Below are 20,662 nucleotides of genomic sequence, written 5' to 3' on the forward strand. Positions count from 1 at the left end.
TTTTATTACGTTATAACTACTTTTTAGTAACATTTTGCTGTTTATTGTTGTTCTACGTCTTTAATAAATGGTTTACGCCCTGAATAAAGGGGTTCACGACCTCAATAAATTGCTTTATGCCCTAAATAGTTCGAGTTACCAGTAGGCTGGCTTGAAATATGACGGGGATATTTTGCCGTATCATTCCTCTGGATAAGGAGAACTCCCGCAATGAAGTCTCATGCTGAGGTGGTCAAAACTCGCCATCACGAATACTCACTCATTTTTCCTGTTATTGCGCTGGCCGTGCTCTACATGTGGGGCAGCTCACAAGATTTTGTCGCCATTCTCGGCATCAACGCCATCGCGCTAGCCGGGATACTGTTCAGCGCCTTCAGCGTAGTACGTCACGCCGACGTGCTCGCACACCGTCTGGGTGAACCCTACGGTTCATTGATCCTCAGCCTGTCCGTCGTCATTCTTGAAGTCAGCCTGATTTCTGCGCTGATGGCAACCGGTGACGCTGGCCCGGACCTGATGCGTGACACCCTCTATTCCATTATCGTGATTGTCACTGGTGGTTTGGTCGGTTTCGCCCTCTTACTCGGCGGCCGTAAATTCGCCACACAGTACGTCAACCTCAGCGGCATCAAGCAGTACCTGATGGCGATCTTCCCATTGGCCGTAATTGTGCTGGTTTTCCCCAGCGCCTTGCCCGGTGGTAATTTCAGCGTAGCGCAATCGCTGATTATTGCCGCTATTTCTGCGGCGATGTATGGCGTATTCCTGTTGATTCAAACGCGTACGCACCAAAGCCTGTTTGTCTATGAGCATGAAGACGAAGGGGACGGTGACGATCCGCACCATGGTAAACCGTCCGCGCACAGTTCACTGTGGCACACCGCCTGGCTGCTGGTTCACCTGATTGCTGTTATCGCGGTCACCAAGACGAACTCCATGCCGCTGGAAACGCTGCTGACCGAAATGAACGCGCCGACGCAGTTTACGGGCTTCCTGGTCGCGCTGTTAATCCTCTCTCCTGAAGGGCTGGGAGCGATTCGCGCCGTTCTGAAAAATCAGGTACAGCGTGCTATGAACCTGTTTTTCGGTTCCGTGCTGGCAACCATTTCACTGACGGTCCCTACCGTTACGATCATCGCTATGTTGACCGGCCGCACGCTGAATTTCGGTTTGGATATGCCACACATTGTGGTAATGCTGTCGGTACTGGTGCTGTGCCACATTACGTTCTCTACCGGTAGGACCAATGTGTTGAGCGGTAGCGCGCATCTGGCGCTCTTTGCCGCCTATCTGATCACCATCACGCTGTAAAATTCCCCTGCCGACGCGGTTTTCATCGCGTCGGCCTCACCAAAACTCACTTCTCTTGATGTATATCTGGATCTTCTGAGCGCGTCCGGCGTATCGTAAGGCTGTCGTCGACGGACCGGCAGGCCCGCCATATTGATTTACTTCCTTACTTTGGTTTCTGCTTAGATGAAAACGCACGGAATTAACGGCGTCAGGCCGTTCAGCGCGCTGATCGATGCGTGCTGGCGCGAAAAATATACGCTGCAACGTTTTACCCATGACATTATCGCTGGCGTGACCGTCGGCATCATCGCCATACCACTGGCGATGGCTCTGGCCATTGCCAGCGGCGTTCCTCCGCAGTACGGACTGTATACGTCAGCCATTGCCGGGATTGTCATCGCCGTCAGCGGCGGCTCACGCTACAGCGTCTCAGGCCCGACGGCCGCCTTCGTCGTCATTTTGTATCCGGTGTCGCAACAGTTCGGGCTATCCGGTCTGCTGGTTGCCACCTTGCTGTCCGGCGTCTTTCTGCTGCTGATGGGGCTCTGCCGCTTTGGCCGCCTGATTGAATATATTCCGCTTTCCGTGACGCTGGGGTTCACCTCCGGGATCGCTATCACCATCGGTACCATGCAAATCAAGGATTTCTTCGGCTTGCAGATGGCGGTAGTCCCCGAGCATTACGTCGAAAAAGTGGCAGCGCTGGCGCAATCGCTACCTACCCTGCATCTTGCTGATACGCTGATTGGCGCAACGACGCTTTTAGTTCTCATCGTCTGGCCCAGACTCGGTATTCGCTTGCCCGGTCACTTGCCTGCGCTGCTGGCAGGCGTCGCGGTGATGGGAATCATGTCGCTGCTTGGTGAAAATGTGGCCACCATTGGTTCCCGGTTCAGCTATATGCTGGCCGACGGTTCGCAGGGGCAAGGGATTCCGCCTATCCTGCCGCAGCTCATTCTGCCGTGGGATATTCCGTCGCCGGATGGGAAGACGATGACGCTGGATTGGCAAAGCATTTCCGCTCTGCTGCCTGCGGCGTTCTCGATGGCGATGCTGGGGGCGATTGAGTCGCTGCTGTGCGCCGTCGTGCTGGACGGGATGACGGGCAAAAAACACAATTCTAATGCAGAGCTGATGGGTCAGGGCTTCGGTAACATCATTGCACCGTTCTTTGGCGGCATTACCGCGACCGCTGCGATTGCCCGCTCCGCCGCCAACGTGCGCGCAGGAGCAAACTCGCCGATCTCCGCGGTGATCCATGCGCTGCTGGTGTTACTGGCGTTGCTGATACTGGCGCCGTGGCTGTCTTATCTGCCGCTGGCAGCAATGGCGTCGCTGTTGCTGATCGTCGCCTGGAATATGAGTGAAGCGCACAAAGTGGTGGATTTGCTACGCCACGGGCCGAAAGACGACATTATCGTGATGCTGCTCTGTATGTCGCTGACCGTGCTGTTCGATATGGTGATCGCGATTACCGTCGGCATCGTGCTGGCATCCCTGCTCTTCATGCGTCGCATCGCACAGATGACCCGCCTGAGCGAGCTACCGGACACCAAAATCCCGGATCATCTGGTGCTGCGCATTAACGGCCCGCTGTTTTTCGCCGCGGCGGAGCGCATCTTCAACGAACTGACCGTACGCAGCGAAGGCTACCAAAATATCATCTTACAGTGGGATGCCGTGCCGGTGCTGGATGCTGGCGGGCTCAATGCGTTCCTGCGTTTTAGCGAAACGCTGCCCGAGGGCAAACAGCTCATCATCACCGACATTCCCTTCCAGCCGCTAAAAACGCTGGCGAGGGCGAAGGTTCATCCTATTGAAGGGCGGCTCAGCTTCTACGGTTCATTAGCGCAGGCCATTGAGGCGACGACTGTGCGCTCTGCGTAGCGGAAACAGAATAAAAATAGTGTGCAGGCCACGCCGTGCTAATGCTGCACGGCTGGCATGTTGAATCGGACGGACAAGCGTTCGTCCCGCAGCGTTAAATCCAGCGCGTCGTCACATTCGTTGCTAATGGCGTTCAGTTGCTCGTTCGTCAGCGAATAAGGCAGTTGGATATCAAATGCGGCCAGACCTTGCTGACGTGCCAGCGTAATCAGCCTGATGATGTTGGTTTCGTCACTCACCTGCGTAGAAAGCACCTGTAGCGCCAGTCCCTTCAGCCGCTCTTTCGGTGCACTCTGCCGAGACGGCGCCATCTTGGTTACCATGCCAAAAATCGGCATCACGCCGTACATTGCATCCACGAAACGCCAACGTTTCTTGCACAGTGCCGCTAAATAATCCGTGTAGTCCAGACAGAGTGGCTCGCTGGAACTTGTAGACTCAGGGGACTTTTCCATATTCCCTTTTCTCCTCTTCGCCAGTGGTTTGCCGCGCACTACCCTGACGGGTATAAAACCGTAAACTACATAGTGGTTAATTCAGGTATATTGTCACGCTTCGCCCCCTTTTGACTAGCGTGTTGAGGAGACCTAATTGTGACAACTTTTTCTTCTGCTCCCGTGTTAATTACCGGCGGCGCACGGCGTATTGGGCTGGCGCTGGCGCGTTCGTTTCTGGCCAAGTCGATTCCGGTCATCATCAGCTATCGCACACCTTATCCTGAGTTGGAAACGCTACAGCAAGATGGCGCCGTTTGTCTGACCGCCGATTTTTCCACCACGGAAAATATCTATGCGTTTGCGGAACAAATCCAGTCGCTCACGCCGCAGCTGCGCGCCATTATTCACAATGCCAGCCGCTGGGAGCCCGAAAACCCCACCACACCGCCAGAAAAAACGCTGGCCGATATGCTGCAAATTCATGTCTATACGCCCTACTTACTCAACCAACTGCTGGAGCCCTGCCTGCGTGGGCAAGGCATCGCTGGTGCAGATATCATTCATCTGACGGATTACGTGGTAGAAAAAGGCAGCGATAAACACATTGCCTATGCCGCCAGCAAAGCGGCACTGGATAACATGACGCGGTCGTTTGCCCGCAAACTGGCACCCGAGGTGAAAGTCAACGCGATCGCCCCCAGTCTAATCCTGTTTAATGAAAAGGATGACGAATCCTATCGTCAGCAGGCGCTGGAAAAGTCATTGATGAAAATTGCCCCCGGTGAAGAAGAAATTGTCCAGTTGGTGGATTACCTGCTCAGCAGCCGTTACGTCACCGGGAAAACGCTAGGCGTTGATGGTGGACGGACTTTGCGTTAATTCCCTGAGTATCAATGTGAGGATAAACCAATCACCACCAGCGAAGTTCGCCAGCAGCTTACTGCTCATTTGACGCGCCTGTGGCGCTATGGACTGGTGCTGTCGCGCAGCCATGAGGTGGCCGAAGAGCTCGTCCAGTCCACCTGTGTTCGCGCGCTTGAAAAAAGCGGGCAATTTACCCCGGGCACTCGAATCGACAAATGGCTGTTCTCCATTCTCCACTCGATATGGATTTCCGAACTGCGCGCACGCCGCGTGCGTCTGGGCCAAGGTTTTGTCGAAAGCGAAGCCCTATTGGCGCCAGATACCCGAGAGCGGAATGATGATTGTCGGCATTACCAGAAAATAATGCAGCGCGTTAGCGCCTTGCCAGAAGCGCAGCGCAATACCGTATTTTTAGTTTATGTCGAAGGATTTACCTATCAGGAAGCAGCAGACACGCTATCAGTACCCATCGGCACCATTATGAGCCGGCTGGCCACAGCACGAAGTACGCTGGCAAAATCAGTTGATGCTCTGCCCGCGGCAAAGGAGAAACGGTCTTGAAACCCATGCGTTTTACGCCCCCCTACGGTGATGAAGCCATCGTTGCCTGGTTGGATGGTGAGATGGATGACGACGATGCGCAACAATTCGCGACACAGTTGGAAAAAGACGAACAACTTGCCGAGCGCACCGCCGAGCTGATGAAAAGCCAACTCGATTTTGAAGAGGCCTTCGCGCCATTACTCAACAAAGCACCTCAGGCGAAGATGCAGGCCCGGCTTGAGGAACTGCTGACGACGCATCCGGCATCCGTAGAACCGCCATCGCATGCCGGTGTCAGCCGCCGCTCGCTCATTGCAGCCTCACTCAGTTTCTTGGTGATAGGATCGGGGCTAGGCTACCTCACGCGTCCTGTTTCGGTTGTTCGCAACGACAGTGAGAAAATTCGCGATCTTGAAGCGCAGTACATGTCACTGTACAGCACCGAAACCTTGCTTGATGCGGACAGTTCCTTACCCACCTTACAACGCGGGCTGTCTCGCGCCGCTCAAGACATTGGGTTGCCACTCAATGAACAGCAGCTGACGCTTCAAGGCGCGGAGCTGAAAATAGTGCGTATGCTGCGCTACGACAGCACCGCCATTGCACAGATTGCCTGGATGCATGCCAAGTATGGCCCTATGGCGTTGTGCATTTCTCCCGATCGTGGGGCAACCGCCTCAGCACTTAACAATGAGCAGCGCCATAATATGCATGTCGTTTGGTGGCACAATCGTGGCTATCAGTTCGTATTAATTGGCCGTAATCCTGCGCCGCAACTGACTGAAAGCGCGCTCAGGTTACAGACGGCGCTGGCATAGCCTGTTCACTGCCCTCCACACACGGACACTCCGCGTGTGGAGGGCAAATATTTATACTGCGCGCCGAGCTTTCGCCTGAATTTCAATATTAATCGCTACGCGATCGTCCACCACCCCGGTAAAGCGATCCATATTAAAGGCCGAGCGAGAAATCGCCGTGGTGGCATGGAGAGACAACGCTTCTTCGCCAGATACGCTTCCGCCATGTTCTTCCAGCGTAGCGTCCAGAATGACCGGACGTTGAACGTTTTTTACCGACAGTGAACCAAAAACCCGAAAGTGACCATGTCCCAACGCCACCACCCTACTGCTGGTGAACGTAATATCGGGATAGTGCTCAGCATCAAAAAACAGGCTGCTTTTTAACTGGTAGGTCAGCAGGCCATTGGAAGCATGCAGCGTCGTAATGGGGATTTTCACATCAATACGGTCATCCATTTCCTTTTCAGCATCCAGTGTGATGTTGCCCGTCACGCCGTCGAGAGAAGCTTGTGAAAGGTGACCAAATGCTTGCCATGAAAGCGCAATGGCGGTTTTATCCGTGGCAATGGTGTAGTTGAGAGGCATAGCGTGCAACAGTGGGCTGATGAGCAGCCCGGCGGCCAAAACGGGAACGATGCGCGTCATAACAGGATTCTCCTAAAAGTAGACAATGTGTAAACGCATCAACGAACGAATCTATTCGGCCAATTTTCATTATTTTTATCAATGTGGAAGAAATTTGTCAGACGGTGGGCATCCCTTTCACCTCTGGCATTCTCCCCCCGAGGAAAAACCCAGTGCTGATGGTAAGCGGGCATGCCGCTACCTCCCGCCAAACGCGACGAGAGGACGAATACTATTTCGTCTCTTTTTTCTTCACTCGCGCCTTACGCTGGTAAGCTTTATTACTGGCGACATACGTCAGGTAGGCTACGCGCGTCAGCCCGCCAGTACGCTGGGCGAAGGCATCGTAGGTCGTATCGGGTGGAAAGCCAAACTCAGCCAATGCCCGTTCCCACGCTTCACGATGTGCCGGTTTGTGCAACGTTTTATCGTAGTCAGGGAAACCTTTATCAGCGAAGGATTCGGCTGACACGCTGCTATAAGCCCCATTGTTCATATAGTTACGCCCAGCTTTAAAAACTGTATCTTGACTGGCTTTCACGATCGAACTGGGTCCCCAAGACAAACGGTAGTCGCTTCTCTTTGTGCTGATGTTGGGGCCATAGCCAACAGGAAACAGAATGTCTTCTTCCGACAACACTTTCGAGCCCACATACTCGTAATTACCGCGCAGGAAAGCATTATCCATGACAATCCAGCATTTTTCAGACAAAGGAGATGCCACAATCTCCGACAGAGAGGGATTACGCTCGGTTGTGCGAAGCAGATAAGGTCGAACAAACAGCGGCATCGTCATCACATCATTCCAGATGCTGTGTTCCGCAAACAGCTCGTCCTTTTGCATCTGACGCAGGTTACCAATCACCAGAACATAGCCATCGGTATGCAAATCTATTTCGACCCGAAAGATATCGCCCGGAACCGTTTTATGCTGCTGGTTTTTCGCACTCATCAAGCGTTCCAGCTTGTGCGCATAATCCGCTGGCAATCGCTCGCGATAAGATCGCAACCAGTCGACAATCTCTTCTTTAGTGGTCAAATGACGGCATTCCGGCAACGGTAGTCCGATTGAGTTGCGGTAATTGCTGGCGTTGATATAACCGTAGCTTCCCGAGTTCAGCGTTCTGACGCCCGCAGAAAACACAATGCCATCGGCCATCACGCTGGAAACGCTGGTGTACGTCAGCTTCTTTTCTTTACCGCGCGCGGTTCTCGGCAGAATAACGTCACGTTCGCGCGTGTGAATAATGACATCTTCTTCCTGATAGTTTAACTCGGTGGCGGTAATGCGCTTACGGACCGTATCGCCATCGAAGCAGATAAAATAGCCGTCACGCACGGTGATAATATCCCATTCCGACGACAACGGTTCTAGCCCGAAATAAGGGCGTAAGGCTTCCTGCATCCAGCTGTTTATTTGGTCAATCGGTTTCATCTTAAGCGCGGTTCCCAGTGGAATAATTAATTATTATGTCGTGACTGCTCTCGGTAAACGCCGAGAATCAGGCGCAATATCGCCTAAAAAGCACGCCTCGCAGCTTATCTAATTTGAGCAAATAAACAAACACTTAACACCCATTTACGCTTCACTTCTCGTTTATCGCCTATCATCAGGCTATGCTAGCAACAGTGAGTTGGGGATGACGTAGAGACCATGCATAAAATTGTTTTTATAGAAGATGATACCGAGGTGGGGAAATTGATCGCCGCCTACCTTGGCAAGCATGACATTGATGTTCAGGTTGAGGCTCGGGGCGATCAGGCATTGGCCTTTATTGAACAGCAGCAGCCCGACCTTGTGCTGTTGGACATCATGCTGCCCGGTAAAGACGGTATGACCATCTGTCGGGAGTTGCGGCCACAGTACACAGGCCCGATTGTGCTGCTGACCTCGCTGGACAGCGATATGAATCATATTCTGGCGCTAGAAATGGGTGCCGATGATTACATTCTGAAAACCACGCCGCCCGCCGTGTTGCTCGCCCGCCTGCGCCTGCATTTGCGGCAATACGCTACTGCGCCCCAGGCCGTGACCGAAAACGCGGCGCCCGCCGCGTTGCAGGTGCATAAATCCCTGCACTTCGGCCTGCTCTGTATCGATCCGGTCAACCGGGAAGTGACATTAGGGCAAGAGCACATCGTGTTATCCACCGCGGATTTCGATCTGCTCTGGCAGTTGGCGACCCATGCGGGTCACATTATGGATCGGGATGCACTGCTGAAAAATCTGCGCGGCGTGACCTACGACGGCATGGATCGCAGCATTGACGTCGCGATTTCCCGTCTGCGTAAGAAACTGTACGACAACCCGCTGGAGCCGTTCCGTATTAAAACGGTGCGCAACAAAGGGTATCTGTTTGCCCCCAATACCTGGGAGAGCGTCACGCTATGAGAAAGCTGTTCGTCCAGTTTTTTCTATTGCTGTTCGCCTGCTTTGTCGTCATGACACTTCTGGTCGGGCTGGTCTATAAAGTCACGGCCGAACGTGCCGGACGTCAGTCCATGGATGACCTGATGAAAAGCTCGCTGTATCTCATTCGTAATGAGTTGCGCGCAATTCCGCCCCGCGACTGGCATAAAACCATCAGCCAGCTTGATTTAAACCTGTCATTCAAACTGCACATCGAACCGGTGAGCAAATATGCGCTGAGCCCCAAGAACCGGCAGCGTCTGAATCAGGGGGAAATTATCGCGCTGGATGATGAATACACGTTTATCCAACGCATTCCCCGCAGCCACTATGTTCTTGCCGTTGGCCCTATTCCTTATTTGTTCTTCCTGCACGAAATGCGGCTGCTGGATTTACTGCTGGTGATGCTCATCGGGCTGTCGCTGGCGTTGCCGGTTTTCCTCTGGATGCGCCCACACTGGCAGGCCATGCTAAAACTGGAAAATGCCGCACAACGCCTGGGAGATGGTCATCTGGAGGAGCGCATTCACTTCGATAGCACTTCAAGCCTGTACCGGCTTGGCATCGCCTTTAACCTCATGGCAGATAACCTGAACCAGCTCATCAACAGTAAAAAGCAGCTGATTGACAACATTGCGCACGAACTGCGTACGCCGCTGGTCAGGCTGCGCTATCGGCTGGCGATGAGCGACAACCTGACAGAAGACGAGCAACAGGCGTTAAACCGGGATATTGGTCAACTCGAAGCGCTGATTGACGAGCTGCTGACGTATGCCAGACTCGACCGTCCACAGGTGATGTTGCATCTTGCCGATATTGATATTCCGTCGTGGCTACAGGCAAAAGTTGACGATTTCCGCCTGATCCACCCTGACAAACACATCTCGCTGGACATGCCTCATTCAGCCCAGATTGGGGCGCTCGATTTACGCCTGATGGAGCGGGTACTGAATAACCTGATCGGCAATGGGTTGCGTTTCTGCCACAGCAGATTGCATGTCAGCCTGACGTCCGACGCTGGGCATATCGCCTGTCTGCAAGTCGAAGATGACGGCCCCGGTATTCCACCCGAAAGCCGGGAAAGCGTGTTTGAACCGTTTGTCCGTCTGGAAGCGGGTATCGAGAACAGCAGCGGCGGATGTGGGCTGGGGCTGGCGATTGTTCATGCTATCGCCCGGGCTTACGATGGCAGCATTACCGTGGATGATAGCCCGCTCGGCGGTGCCCGTTTCCGTTTTTGCTGGCCAGTAAAAACCGCGACAGCACAGACCGCAATCGCCATTCAGCACTAGCACCGAGACGGCGGTAACCCCGCCGTTTATCCCTGTCTTTCCCACTTTTTCTGGCTTGTACATTAGGTTACACGCCGAAACCAATCACTCACTGAAGCCGCCCTCTGTTTCTCCTATTCTCTCTCTACCGGCCCAACTGAGGGCTACGAAACGTGAATGAGATAACGAGGAAATGATGATGAATAAAGTATTAGTTATGATCGCAGGTGCGGCACTGGGTCTGTCCTCTGTAGCGTTTGCCGCGGATACCGTAACCAGCGCACCAGCTCAGCCTACGGCGACCACTTCTGCGCCGGCTAAAGCCGTTCACCATAAAAAATCGGTGAAGAAAGCCAAACCCGCTCCTGCTCAGAAAGCGCAGGCTGCCAAGAAACACGTGAAGAAAGCTAAACCCGCTCCTGCTCAGAAAGCACAGGCTGCCAAGAAACACGTGAAGAAAGCGAAAACAGTAAAACCAGCTGCTACCACGCCAGCGGCGTAATCGGTAATCACCCTCTCCTTCCCCCACTGGGAAGGAGTTATCTGGGGTAAGCCCCATCACTAAAGGGCTTACCACGATAGGGCAACCATCAAACACCCGGTTTACCGGGTGTTTATTTCATAGGGGGACAGGAGAATGATGCGGCGTTACTCATTTGAAATTATGTTATCTCTTGTTCTACTCTGTGGCGTTATCACCCTGAGTTTTTTTCTCTAGTCACAGGGCCTGCATCACGCAGTGATTAATCGCAGCGCTATTAATCACGAGAGGGTTACATGTCAAAACATTGAACGTCAAAAATGTAGACCGCTAGCCAAATAAAGATTGTGGAGTAGTAAAGTTTTATCACTCAGCGCCGTTTATATCATTACACTCCGGGCAATACCGAGAACTGTATAATGAAAAGAACCCTGCAAATATCTGCCCTATTGCTGAGCACGCTGGCTGCAACATCGTATACCTTCGCCTCTTCCTCTTCGTCGACCGGTATCATTCGCTTTTCGGGTGCCATCGTCGAACCCGTCTGTGATGTGGCAACACGGTCAAATAATGTGACCGTCAGTTGTGAACGACAAGGTGAAATACAAACGCTACACATAAAAAACAGCTCGCAACACGCTGTTTTGCCGCAAGGCATCGGTTCTGTGAGTTCGAAAGCGTTAAGTCCAGATGCGCGTGTCGTGATCGTCAGCTACGAATAAAACGGGTGTCATTCGCTGTACTGTTGATGTGAAAACGCGACGCCACTTCAGATCGTGGCGTCGCGTTTTGAGCATAGGGGTATTATGATGAAATAAGCGCAGTGATGTTATCCGGCGCCTTTACACTCGATAACATTTTAATTTTCAGTCCCTCACCAACAAATACATCTATAGTTAATTCAACGCGCTATATTTAGCGCCTCAAGATGACTTCTCTCATAAGGTTTATTCACTGCATGCGCATATCAGCCTGGTTGTTATGTTCATTATCATTTATCGCCCCGCTCAGTTGGGCGGAATCCTCACCGACAGACACCGCCGAGCAGAAGCAGCAACAAATCTTATTTTTCAACCATGACGATCGGGATATCGTTCCCGACACATCGGTCTGGCCGTGGCAAGCGATTGGGCAGTTGGAAACCGCCAGCGGCAACCTCTGTACCGCAACATTGATTTCCCCGCATCTGGCGCTGACAGCCGGGCACTGCGTGGTCACACCACCGAAAGGTGAGATAGATAAACCCGTCGCGCTGCGCTTTCTGGCGACAGAAAATGGCTGGCGTTATGAAACAACAGAAATTGAAGCGCTGGCGAATAAAACGCTCGCCAAAAAATTGAAAGCCGACGGCGAGGGGTGGATCGTTCCGCCTTCAGCAGCACCGCTGGATTATGCCCTGATTCGGCTAAAGCAAACGCCACCTGACATTCGCCCACTCCCACTCTGGCAAGGCAGCCGTCAGGAGTTGATGCAGGCCTTGAAGGATAATGGCCAGCGCGTCACGCAAGCGGGTTACCCGGAAGATCATCAGGAAACGCTTTATCGCCATCAAAACTGTTTGATCACCGGCTGGGTTCATACTGCCGTTATGGCGCACCAGTGCGACACGCTGCCTGGCGATAGCGGCTCCCCGCTGATGCTGAATTCAGCAGCAGGCTGGGTACTCATGGGCATCCAAAGTTCCGCGCCCGATGCCAGTGAACGCGATAGAGCCGATAATCGCGCCGTTTCCGTTACCGCCATTCGTCAGCAGTTAGAAACGTTGGCAAAACTAAGCTCACCAAAATCGGGTTCACCAAAACTCAGCTCACCCAAATAACGCTAACGCCCCGCAGCAACCCACTGTCAGGCGGAAATCATTATTCAGAATACCGCCTGACATCATCGTTTTCCGCCAATTTCATGGTATAAAAAGATATCTGTTCTATTCTTATCAGAGGGATAGGTTAATCATCCATATTGTCACCCCACAATGGGTATAACAATTATCAGGGTGCTATTTTTATCTTATGGAAGCGACCATTTTTTATAATTAAATCCCCCCCTTTATTTGCAGAGTGCTTTCTCAGCCAGACCGCTTACCTCTACTTGTAACTTACGGGGAAATATCATAAATCCATACAGCACACTGAAAACCGAAAACATGATTTAAGACAAAAAAACGTCTGAACCTTAACGTAAAGATAAAGGCGATATAATAAGTTACCTCAATTTTTAGCCTCTATGTTATTGTGTCGCCGTTAAATTAAATTGATGTTGTCGCGATTATTATTGCGGAAAGGAAGAGTCTACATGTTAAAACATTTGAGCCATGACGAAAAAAAACGCATGCAGACTCTCGACGAATTACAGAAAACCGATACATCTCAAGACGATATTCTTCACAAACTCACGAAACTGGCCTGCCAACTCCTTGAAACTCCGACGGCTCTCGTGACGCTAACCGGCTCCAAATCTCTGCATGTTAAAGCGAAAACCCATTTTCCTTTGGATGATATGGATAAAATCGGTTCCTTCGATCATTTTACCGTACAAACGGGTCAATCCTTTATCTGCCCCGATGCCACTCAGGACGACCGCTTTAAAGACGGCCCTTACGTAACAGGCGAACCTTTTATCCGTTTTTATGCGGGTGTGCCGCTGAAAACCAAAGACGGCTATTCCATTGGGACGTTCAGCGTCATCGATTACCTCCCACGCAGTTTCAGCAAGGTCCAACTACGACTACTGCATGATTTAGCGACAATTGCGATGGTGTTAATGGAATACCGCAACGCAATTGGGCTGATTGATGCCGTCACGCTGTTGCCTAATCGCCAACGTCTGATTGACGACATTAGCCACATTACCGACATTCACGAGCCCTACCTGCTTATTCTGATTGATACCATCGACATTTCTTACGCCTATGAAATGGGGTGTGCGCTGGGTATGCCGACCGTAGAAGGCCTGCTGAAAGATATCGGGGTCTTTTTACGTCTTAGCTTAAATTCATCAGACAATTTGTACTCTGCCGCCGTAGGCCGTTTCGCCCTGCTGGTGAAGGCCGATAGGAAAGAGCAAGTTCTGGCGGAACTCGACGCCTGTGCTGAGCGGATTCATGAAAGTATCACCAGCCATATACCGCTCAAGCTGGAGTTCTTCGTTGGCTACACCGAATTCCAGATTCCGGCCAAAGAGCCGCAGCAAATCTTGCGTGAATCAATGAGTGCACTGCGCACCGCCATCACCAAAAATATTCGCCAGTTTGCCTACGACCCAGAGGCCGATAAAGCGCAGCAAATCGCCTTTACCTTGCTCAATGAGCTGGCCGATGTGCTACAGAACAAGAAGCAGGGCCTCTATTTGGTTTATCAGCCGAAATTAAACATCAAGAGCAACACTGTCATTGGTGCAGAAGCGCTAATTCGCTGGCGCCACCCTGAGTTAGGTGAGATTTATCCCGACCAGTTTATTCCGCTCGCGGAAGGTACAACGCTGATGCGCCCGTTAACGGACTGGGTCACCCGAGAAGCGGCATGTCAGGTGAAGCAGTGGCGTCAGAAGGGGTTAACGTTCCCCGTGTCGATTAACGTTTCCGCCAGAAATTTTTCCGAGAATGACTTTATCCCACGTCTCATCACCATTCTGGAGAACCACGGCCTCACTCCCCAGGACATTGACATTGAGTGTGTCGAAACGCAGAAAATCATTGAAAGCACAGAAACGCTCGCTACAATCCAAACGCTGCAACAGCTCGGATTTACTATCGCGCTTGATGATTTCGGTACGGGATATAGCAACTTAAGCTATTTGCGCAATATTCCCTCTACGGTGATCAAGCTGGATAAATCGCTGATTAAAGATATAAAAACTGACCACAAAAGCCGCGTCATTGTGCAATCCATTATCAGCATGCTGCACAAACTGAATTACATTGTGCTGGCGGAAGGGGTGGAAAATAAGGAAACACTCGACTATCTGGCTCATTTTGGGTGTGATGAAGTACAAGGCTACTATTTTTCCCGACCGATCCCGCCCGATGCGTTTACCGCTTGGCTAACGGCTCGCTCGTCACAAACGTCTGCATAATCTACCCCGTCAGGCTAGCTATTCAATCAACGGTACGGAGAACGCATATGACTCTTCTTACTCAGCAGGATGCGCTCGCCATCAGGCATGCCATGGCGCTGCTGGAAGCCCCCTCTTTTACCATACAGGCAGCGAATCTGGTTGGAAAACCGATTGAATGGAGCCTGTCGAAGCTACCCGCTCTGGTGAAAAACAAAATACAGGATGTCGTTCATTCCGCGCTCTACAAAGCGGTAGACGCCGCACTCTATACGTTGGACGATGATCCTGCTCGCGTAGCATCACCCAAGACACATAAGCTGGCCGTCGCCGCTTCCGGTGCAGTTAGCGGTTTTTTTGGCGCGGCGGGTCTGCTGGTTGAACTGCCTATCAGCACCACCATCATGATGCGTTCCGTGGCGGATATTGCCCGCAGCGAAGGTTTCTCCCTCAGTGATTTTTCCGTCAAAGCCGCCTGTGTAGAAGTTTTTGCGCTCGGAGGGACACAAGAAAGCGACGACGCTGCCGATTCTGCTTATTACACGTCACGCGCCGTTCTGGCCGATATCACCCGACATGCCAGCCGCGAATTAATCGGCATTGCCAGCAAAAAAAGCGCGGGGAAAGCGTCTGCCAGAATGAGCACCTCACAGGCAGGAAAAACGCTGGCAAAATTGATTGATGCGGTCGCCACCAGGCTGGGCGTAACCATGACGGAAAAAATGGCCGCGCAGATTGTCCCTGTGATCGGTGCCGCCAGCGGTGCGGCCATTAATACGCTGTTTATTCACCACTACCAAAACATGGCGAAAGGTCATTTCATCATAAAACGTCTTGAACAGCAGTATGGTGAAGAAGCCATCAGGTCGGCTTACCTTGAGATCAAAAAGCAGCCCTTGCCGACCTGATGTGATACCGAGAAAATTACCCTTCTACCTGCTCCATCGCCTGCAATACGCGCTTATCCGAGATCGGAAAAGGCGTCCCTAGCTGCTGAGCAAAGTAGCTGACACGTAGTTCTTCAAGCATCCAGCGCACCGCTTTCACATCGTCGTCATCACGTCGCTCCGCAGGCAGTTTATTCCACCACTGTTGCCACGCTTGTTGAACGTGCTCCACTTTCAGCATCTGCGCCCGGTCACGGTGAACATCCTGCGCCAGTTTCTCCAGACGCCGTTCTATCGCTTGCAGATAACGCAGCACGTCCGGCAGGCGCTGCCAGCCGTTTGCGGTCACAAAACCACGGAACACCAGACCGGTCATCTGGCTCTTGATATCACTTAACGCCAGCGCCATCGCCATATCTACACGCCCTTTCAGACGCTTGTTAATGGTGAAGACCGCCGTCAGGATTTGCTCAACCTGTTTGGCGATATCAACCACCGTATCGTTCAGTTCCGCACGCACTTTTTCATGCAACTGCTGGAAGGCCTCTTCCTGCCAGACCGGACCACCGGATGATTCAATCAGCTTATCCACCGCGCAAGCGATGCAGTCATCGATGAGATCCAACACCTTTCCGTACGGGTTGAAATAGAGGCCGAGTTTCGCCTTGTTAGGCAGCTTTTCATGCAGATATTTGATCGGCGACGGAATGTTTAGCAGTAACAGACGGCGCAGCCCTTGCCGCATGACCTGCTGCTGCTGGTGCGGCGTGTCGAACAGGCGAATCGCCACGCTATCCTTTTCATCCACCAACGCCGGATAGGCTTTAACCGAGTAGCCGCCCCGCTTCTGCTCATAGCAATCCGGCAGCGAACCGAAGCTCCAGACGTGCAGACCGCACTGCTCCAGCCCGTAATCCACTACGGATGACAGCGTTTGCTGCACTTTATCCTTGAGTTGCTCTTTCAGCGCATTCAGATCTTTACCTTCCCGCTGCGTCCGATTCTTCTCATCGATAACGCGGAACGTGATTTTCAGATGATCGGGCACCTGATCCCACTGCCACGCCTCACGCGGCACCGTGACGCCCGTCATCAGCCGTAGTTCACGTTCCAGCGCATCCAATAGCCCCTTCTCTAATGGCGTGGTACGGGCCAGAAACGCTTCGGCATAGTTCGGCGCGGGTACAAAATTACGACGTAATGGCTTAGGTAACGATTTAATCAGCGCGATCGTCAGTTCGCGGCGCACGCCGGGAATCTGCCACTCGAAACCCTCTTCACGCACCTGATTGAGAATAGGCAGCGGAATATGTACCGTGACGCCATCCGCATCCGCCCCCGGTTCAAACTGATAGGACAAGCGTAATTTCAGGCTGCCCTGATGCCAGAAGTTCGGGTAGTCCAGCGCGCTCACCTTCTCCGCGCCGTCTTTAATCAACATGCTCTTTTCAAAATTAAGCAGGTCGGCGTTATCCCGGCTGGCCGCTTTCCACCATGTATCAAAATGACGTGACGACACCACATCGTGCGGCAAGCGCTGGTCATAGAAAGCAAACAGCGTCTCGTCATCCACCAAAATGTCGCGGCGGCGCGATTTATGCTCGAGATCTTCCACTTCCGCCAACAGTTTGAGGTTGGCACGGAAAAAGGCGTGATGCGTTTGCCAGTCACCTTCCACCAGCGCATGGCGGATGAACATCTCACGCGCCAGCGTCGGATCGATTTGGCTGTAGTTCACCTTGCGCGCCGCGACAATCGGCAGCCCGAAGAGCGTCACCTTCTCCTGTGCCATCACCGTGCCCTGCGCTTTCTCCCAGTGAGGATCGCTGTAGCTCCGCTTAATCAGGTGCTGAGCCAGCGGTTCGATCCATTCGGGTTCAATACGCGCGGCAATGCGTCCCCACAGGCGGCTGGTTTCCACCAGTTCAGCGACCATCGTCCACTTAGGCGGCTTTTTGAATAGCCCGGAACCAGGGAAAATCGCAAACCGTGCGTTACGCGCGCCGCTGAACTCCTGTTTTTCAATATCTTTCTGCCCGACATGCGACAACAAGCCAGTGAGCAACGCACAGTGAATACTCAGGTAATCGGCCGGTTCACTGTTGACCGGCAGCCCCAATTCTTTCACCACCTGACGCAGCTGCGTGTAGATATCCTGCCATTCACGCACGCGCAGATAGTTAAGGAAATCCGTGCGGCACTGGCGGCGGAACTGGCTGGAAGACAGCGCCTTTTGCTGATCGCGCAGATAATCCCACAGATTGACGAAAGCCAGAAAATCGGAGTCTTTATCGGCAAAACGACGGTGCTTCTCATCCGATGCCTGCTTCTTATCCATCGGCCTTTCGCGTGGATCCTGAATCGACAGCGCAGCGGTGATGATCATCACTTCACGCACACAGCCAGTTTTACGCGCTTCCAGCACCATTCGCGCTAAACGCGGATCGATCGGCAATTGCGCCAGCTGTTGCCCCTGCGGCGTCAGGCGATAATGCCCGTTCTCGGCCAGATTAATCGCGCCTAACTCTTCCAGCAACCGCACGCCGTCCTGAATATTGCGCTTATCCGGTGCTTCGACAAACGGGAACGCAGCGATATCGCCTAGCCCCAACGACGTCATTTGCAGAATAACGGAAGCCAGATTGGTGCGAAGAATTTCGGGATCGGTAAATTCAGGCCGTGACAGGAAATCCTGTTCGGAATAGAGACGAATACACACCCCGGCAGCGACACGGCCGCAGCGTCCTTTACGCTGATTCGCCGACGCCTGCGAGACAGGTTCAATCGGCAGACGCTGTACCTTGGTGCGGAAACTGTAGCGACTGATGCGCGCGGTACCGGGGTCGATCACATAGCGAATCCCCGGCACAGTTAGCGAAGTTTCCGCCACGTTGGTCGCCAGCACAATGCGGCGGCCGTGATGTGACTGAAAGACGCGGTTCTGTTCCTGATTCGACAGGCGCGCGTACAGCGGGAGGATTTCGGTATGCGGCAAATCCAGACGGGTCAACGCCTCTGCCGTATCGCGAATTTCACGTTCACCGCTCATGAAGACCAGAATATCCCCCGGCCCTTCGCGCGTCAGTTCATCGACCGCATCAAAAATCGCCTGTAGCTGATCGCGCTCGCTGTCATCCGCATCTTCCACCACGGGACGATAGCGCACGTCCACCGGATACGTCCGGCCGGACACTTCAATGATCGGCGCGTTATTAAAATGGCGAGAGAAACGCTGGGGATCGATGGTAGCCGATGTAATAATCACTTTTAAATCAGGGCGTTTTGGCAACAGCTGGCACAAATAGCCCATGATAAAATCGATATTCAGGCTGCGCTCATGCGCTTCATCGATGATCAGCGTGTCGTACTGCATCAACAGGCGATCCTGCTGAATTTCAGCCAGCAGAATACCGTCGGTCATCAGTTTGACCAGCGTATTGTCACTCACCTGATCGTTAAAACGGACTTTATAACCGACACTGCCACCCAGCGGTGTTTCCAGTTCGGCAGCAATGCGGTCAGCAACGGTTCTGGCTGCCAGACGACGCGGCTGCGTGTGGCCGATCAGGCCGTGCACGCCACGCCCCAGTTCGAGACAGATTTTCGGCAGCTGCGTGGTCTTACCCGATCCCGTTTCACCTGCGACGATAATCACCTGATGATGACGCAGCGCCTCCAGTATCTCGTCTTTTTTCTGGCTAACAGGAAGCTGTTCAGGATAGTGAATCGCCGGACAGCTTGCCCGTCGGTTCTCGACTTTCTGGCGCGCGGCGGCGATTTCCCCCTCAATTTCCTGAGCGATCGCCGCCTGAGCCTGCGGGCTACTGACCTTCGCCGCGCCCTGTAAACGGCGGCGCAGACGTTGCCGATCGCGAAGCATTAGCTCACTTAACTGCGTAGATAATGCACTGAGAGGTGATTTCACGTTGCTCTTCCTTAATCGTTTTCTCTAATTCTTGTCTCTGCCGGGGCGATGCTCGCCGCCGAATCTGGCTCAATGGAGCCTAACCTGATTTTAAGGTACTGAATTTTTAAGCCGTGGATAGTAGCACATTGTCATAGACGGCTCTAATCGCCCCTGCCCGGTCTTAGTCAAACATCGTCTTATTCAATAAAATCGAATAAAGACCTCGAATATTTGCACTTTTCTCTTTCTAGATCACCGCATAAGATGTGACGCATCAAGGGGCGTTATGTTGTCGCCCACTTCAATCACTAAAGGAATTGGCAATGAGCAAAGTATTGGTTCTGAAATCAAGCATTCTGGCAGGTTATTCTCAGTCAAACCAACTGGCCGATCACTTCACCGCCGAGTGGCAGTCTGCACATCCAAACGACAGTATCACCGTCCGCGACCTGGCCGCTCAACCGATTCCGGTTCTTGATGGCGAATTAGTTGGCGCGCTGCGTCCTTCCGATGCCGCCCTGACTCCTCGTCAACAGGAAGCCCTGAAACTGTCCGACGAACTGATCGCCGAACTGCAAGCACATGACGTTATCGTAATCGCTGCACCAATGTATAACTTCAACATTCCGACTCAGTTGAAGAACTACTTCGACCTGGTGGCTCGCGCGGGTGTAACGTTCCGCTACACCGAACAAGGTCCAGAAGGGCTGGTGAAAGGTAAACGCGCTATCGTATTAACCAGCCGTGGTGGCATCCATAAAGGCACACCAACCGACCTGCTGGAACCGTACCTGCGCGTCTTCCTGGGCTTCCTCGGTCTGACTGACCTTGAGTTCGTGTTCGCAGAAGGCTATGGCTACGGCCCAGATGTGGCACAGAAAGCCACCGAAACGGCAAAAACTCAGCTGTCTCAGTTGGTCACCGCATAAAGATTCATCATTACCGACCTTGCCATTGGTTTACTTGGCTTGACTATTGCGCGCCCTCTGGCGCGCTTTTCTTTATCTCATCGCCAGCCGCATTGTCCGATCTTTCCAGCAGTTGCGTCGCTTCTTTATCCGCTTTGATGTGAATCTCATGCTCGATCTTCACGTTCATATTGATGGTAATCGGCTCTTTGGGCGCAGCCACTTCAATACGCGGCACGCATCCCGTCAGGAAAGCGACCATGCAACATGCCGCCAGCAATGTCTCGCACTTGTTCATTG

General features: G+C 52.7%; 17 protein-coding genes and 1 pseudogene. 13 read left to right on the forward strand and 5 right to left on the reverse strand.

Annotation, left to right across the window (positions count from 1 at the left end; translation table 11 throughout):
- The first annotated feature begins 210 nt into the window (after positions 1–210).
- Together chaA and dauA are read left to right on the forward strand one after the other, a co-directional pair.
- Complete coding sequence (chaA, locus tag EIP93_RS12470) at positions 211–1,311, forward strand: sodium-potassium/proton antiporter ChaA (protein ID WP_039359089.1); 1,101 nt, start codon at positions 211–213, stop codon at positions 1,309–1,311.
- 165 nt (positions 1,312–1,476) lie between these two features.
- Positions 1,477–3,180, forward strand: coding sequence for a C4-dicarboxylic acid transporter DauA (gene dauA, locus EIP93_RS12475; RefSeq protein WP_103970779.1), 1,704 nt, complete (start codon positions 1,477–1,479; stop codon positions 3,178–3,180).
- A gap of 38 nt (positions 3,181–3,218) precedes the next feature.
- On the opposite strand, the gene EIP93_RS12480 is transcribed toward dauA, so the two are convergent.
- Complete coding sequence (locus EIP93_RS12480; protein ID WP_107332801.1) at positions 3,219–3,635, reverse strand: hypothetical protein; 417 nt, start codon at positions 3,633–3,635, stop codon at positions 3,219–3,221.
- Positions 3,636–3,773: 138 nt separating this feature from the next.
- On the opposite strand from EIP93_RS12480, the gene folM reads away from it, so the two are divergent.
- The 3 genes from folM (at position 3,774) to EIP93_RS12495 (ending at position 5,842) form a co-directional block, all read left to right on the forward strand.
- Positions 3,774–4,496: a dihydromonapterin reductase gene (gene folM, locus EIP93_RS12485; protein WP_107332800.1), complete on the forward strand. Its 723-nt coding sequence runs from the start codon at positions 3,774–3,776 to the stop codon at positions 4,494–4,496.
- A 69-nt stretch (positions 4,497–4,565) separates the two neighbouring features.
- Positions 4,566–5,042: a sigma-70 family RNA polymerase sigma factor gene (locus tag EIP93_RS12490; protein ID WP_219606483.1), complete on the forward strand. Its 477-nt coding sequence runs from the start codon at positions 4,566–4,568 to the stop codon at positions 5,040–5,042.
- Positions 5,039–5,842: an anti-sigma factor family protein gene (locus EIP93_RS12495; RefSeq protein ID WP_109225675.1), complete on the forward strand. Its 804-nt coding sequence runs from the start codon at positions 5,039–5,041 to the stop codon at positions 5,840–5,842. Before EIP93_RS12490 ends, EIP93_RS12495 begins: the two co-directional genes overlap by 4 nt.
- Before the next feature lie 51 nt (positions 5,843–5,893).
- Here the strand turns inward: EIP93_RS12495 and EIP93_RS12500 are convergent, their stop codons facing one another.
- Positions 5,894–6,469 (reverse strand): YceI family protein, encoded by a 576-nt coding sequence (locus EIP93_RS12500; protein ID WP_103860550.1) that lies wholly within the window; start codon positions 6,467–6,469, stop codon positions 5,894–5,896.
- 211 nt (positions 6,470–6,680) lie between these two features.
- Positions 6,681–7,883: an immunity 26/phosphotriesterase HocA family protein gene (locus tag EIP93_RS12505; protein WP_125232786.1), complete on the reverse strand. Its 1,203-nt coding sequence runs from the start codon at positions 7,881–7,883 to the stop codon at positions 6,681–6,683.
- Between the two features lie 219 nt (positions 7,884–8,102).
- Between EIP93_RS12505 and rstA the strand changes: the two genes are divergently transcribed.
- The 7 genes and pseudogenes from rstA (at position 8,103) to EIP93_RS12540 (ending at position 15,568) form a co-directional block, all read left to right on the forward strand.
- On the forward strand, positions 8,103–8,840 hold the full coding sequence (gene rstA, locus EIP93_RS12510) for a two-component system response regulator RstA (RefSeq protein WP_103860548.1): 738 nt from the start codon (positions 8,103–8,105) through the stop codon (positions 8,838–8,840).
- Positions 8,837–10,150, forward strand: a complete 1,314-nt coding sequence (gene rstB / locus EIP93_RS12515) for a two-component system sensor histidine kinase RstB (protein WP_125232787.1) — start codon at positions 8,837–8,839, stop codon at positions 10,148–10,150. The genes rstA and rstB overlap by 4 nt, the downstream gene beginning before the upstream one ends.
- Before the next feature lie 178 nt (positions 10,151–10,328).
- Positions 10,329–10,628: pseudogene (gene asr / locus EIP93_RS12520) on the forward strand (acid resistance repetitive basic protein Asr); the annotation flags it as partial.
- Positions 10,629–11,029: 401 nt separating this feature from the next.
- On the forward strand, positions 11,030–11,332 hold the full coding sequence (locus EIP93_RS12525; protein WP_103860545.1) for a hypothetical protein: 303 nt from the start codon (positions 11,030–11,032) through the stop codon (positions 11,330–11,332).
- A gap of 236 nt (positions 11,333–11,568) precedes the next feature.
- Positions 11,569–12,429, forward strand: coding sequence for a trypsin-like serine peptidase (locus EIP93_RS12530; protein ID WP_109225671.1), 861 nt, complete (start codon positions 11,569–11,571; stop codon positions 12,427–12,429).
- Between the two features lie 473 nt (positions 12,430–12,902).
- Positions 12,903–14,681 carry a sensor domain-containing phosphodiesterase gene (locus tag EIP93_RS12535; protein WP_103860543.1) on the forward strand — a complete coding sequence of 593 codons (1,779 nt, stop codon included), beginning with the start codon at positions 12,903–12,905 and terminating at the stop codon, positions 14,679–14,681.
- A 47-nt stretch (positions 14,682–14,728) separates the two neighbouring features.
- The gene (locus tag EIP93_RS12540; RefSeq protein WP_040031555.1) at positions 14,729–15,568 is read left to right on the forward strand and encodes an EcsC family protein; all 840 of its coding nucleotides are present in this window, start codon (positions 14,729–14,731) and stop codon (positions 15,566–15,568) included.
- Positions 15,569–15,584: 16 nt separating this feature from the next.
- Here EIP93_RS12540 and hrpA read toward each other — a convergent pair whose 3' ends face one another.
- On the reverse strand, positions 15,585–19,472 hold the full coding sequence (gene hrpA / locus EIP93_RS12545; protein WP_125232789.1) for an ATP-dependent RNA helicase HrpA: 3,888 nt from the start codon (positions 19,470–19,472) through the stop codon (positions 15,585–15,587).
- Positions 19,473–19,777: 305 nt separating this feature from the next.
- Between hrpA and EIP93_RS12550 the strand changes: the two genes are divergently transcribed.
- Entirely contained in the window at positions 19,778–20,383 is a 606-nt protein-coding gene (locus tag EIP93_RS12550) for an FMN-dependent NADH-azoreductase (RefSeq protein ID WP_039505775.1), read from the forward strand.
- Between the two features lie 43 nt (positions 20,384–20,426).
- Here the strand turns inward: EIP93_RS12550 and EIP93_RS12555 are convergent, their stop codons facing one another.
- Positions 20,427–20,660, reverse strand: coding sequence for a YnbE family lipoprotein (locus tag EIP93_RS12555; protein ID WP_103940151.1), 234 nt, complete (start codon positions 20,658–20,660; stop codon positions 20,427–20,429).
- Positions 20,661–20,662: the final 2 nt, after the last annotated feature.

Origin of the sequence: Pectobacterium versatile, from assembly GCF_003932035.1 — a bacterium.
Lineage (GTDB): Bacteria > Pseudomonadota > Gammaproteobacteria > Enterobacterales > Enterobacteriaceae > Pectobacterium > Pectobacterium versatile.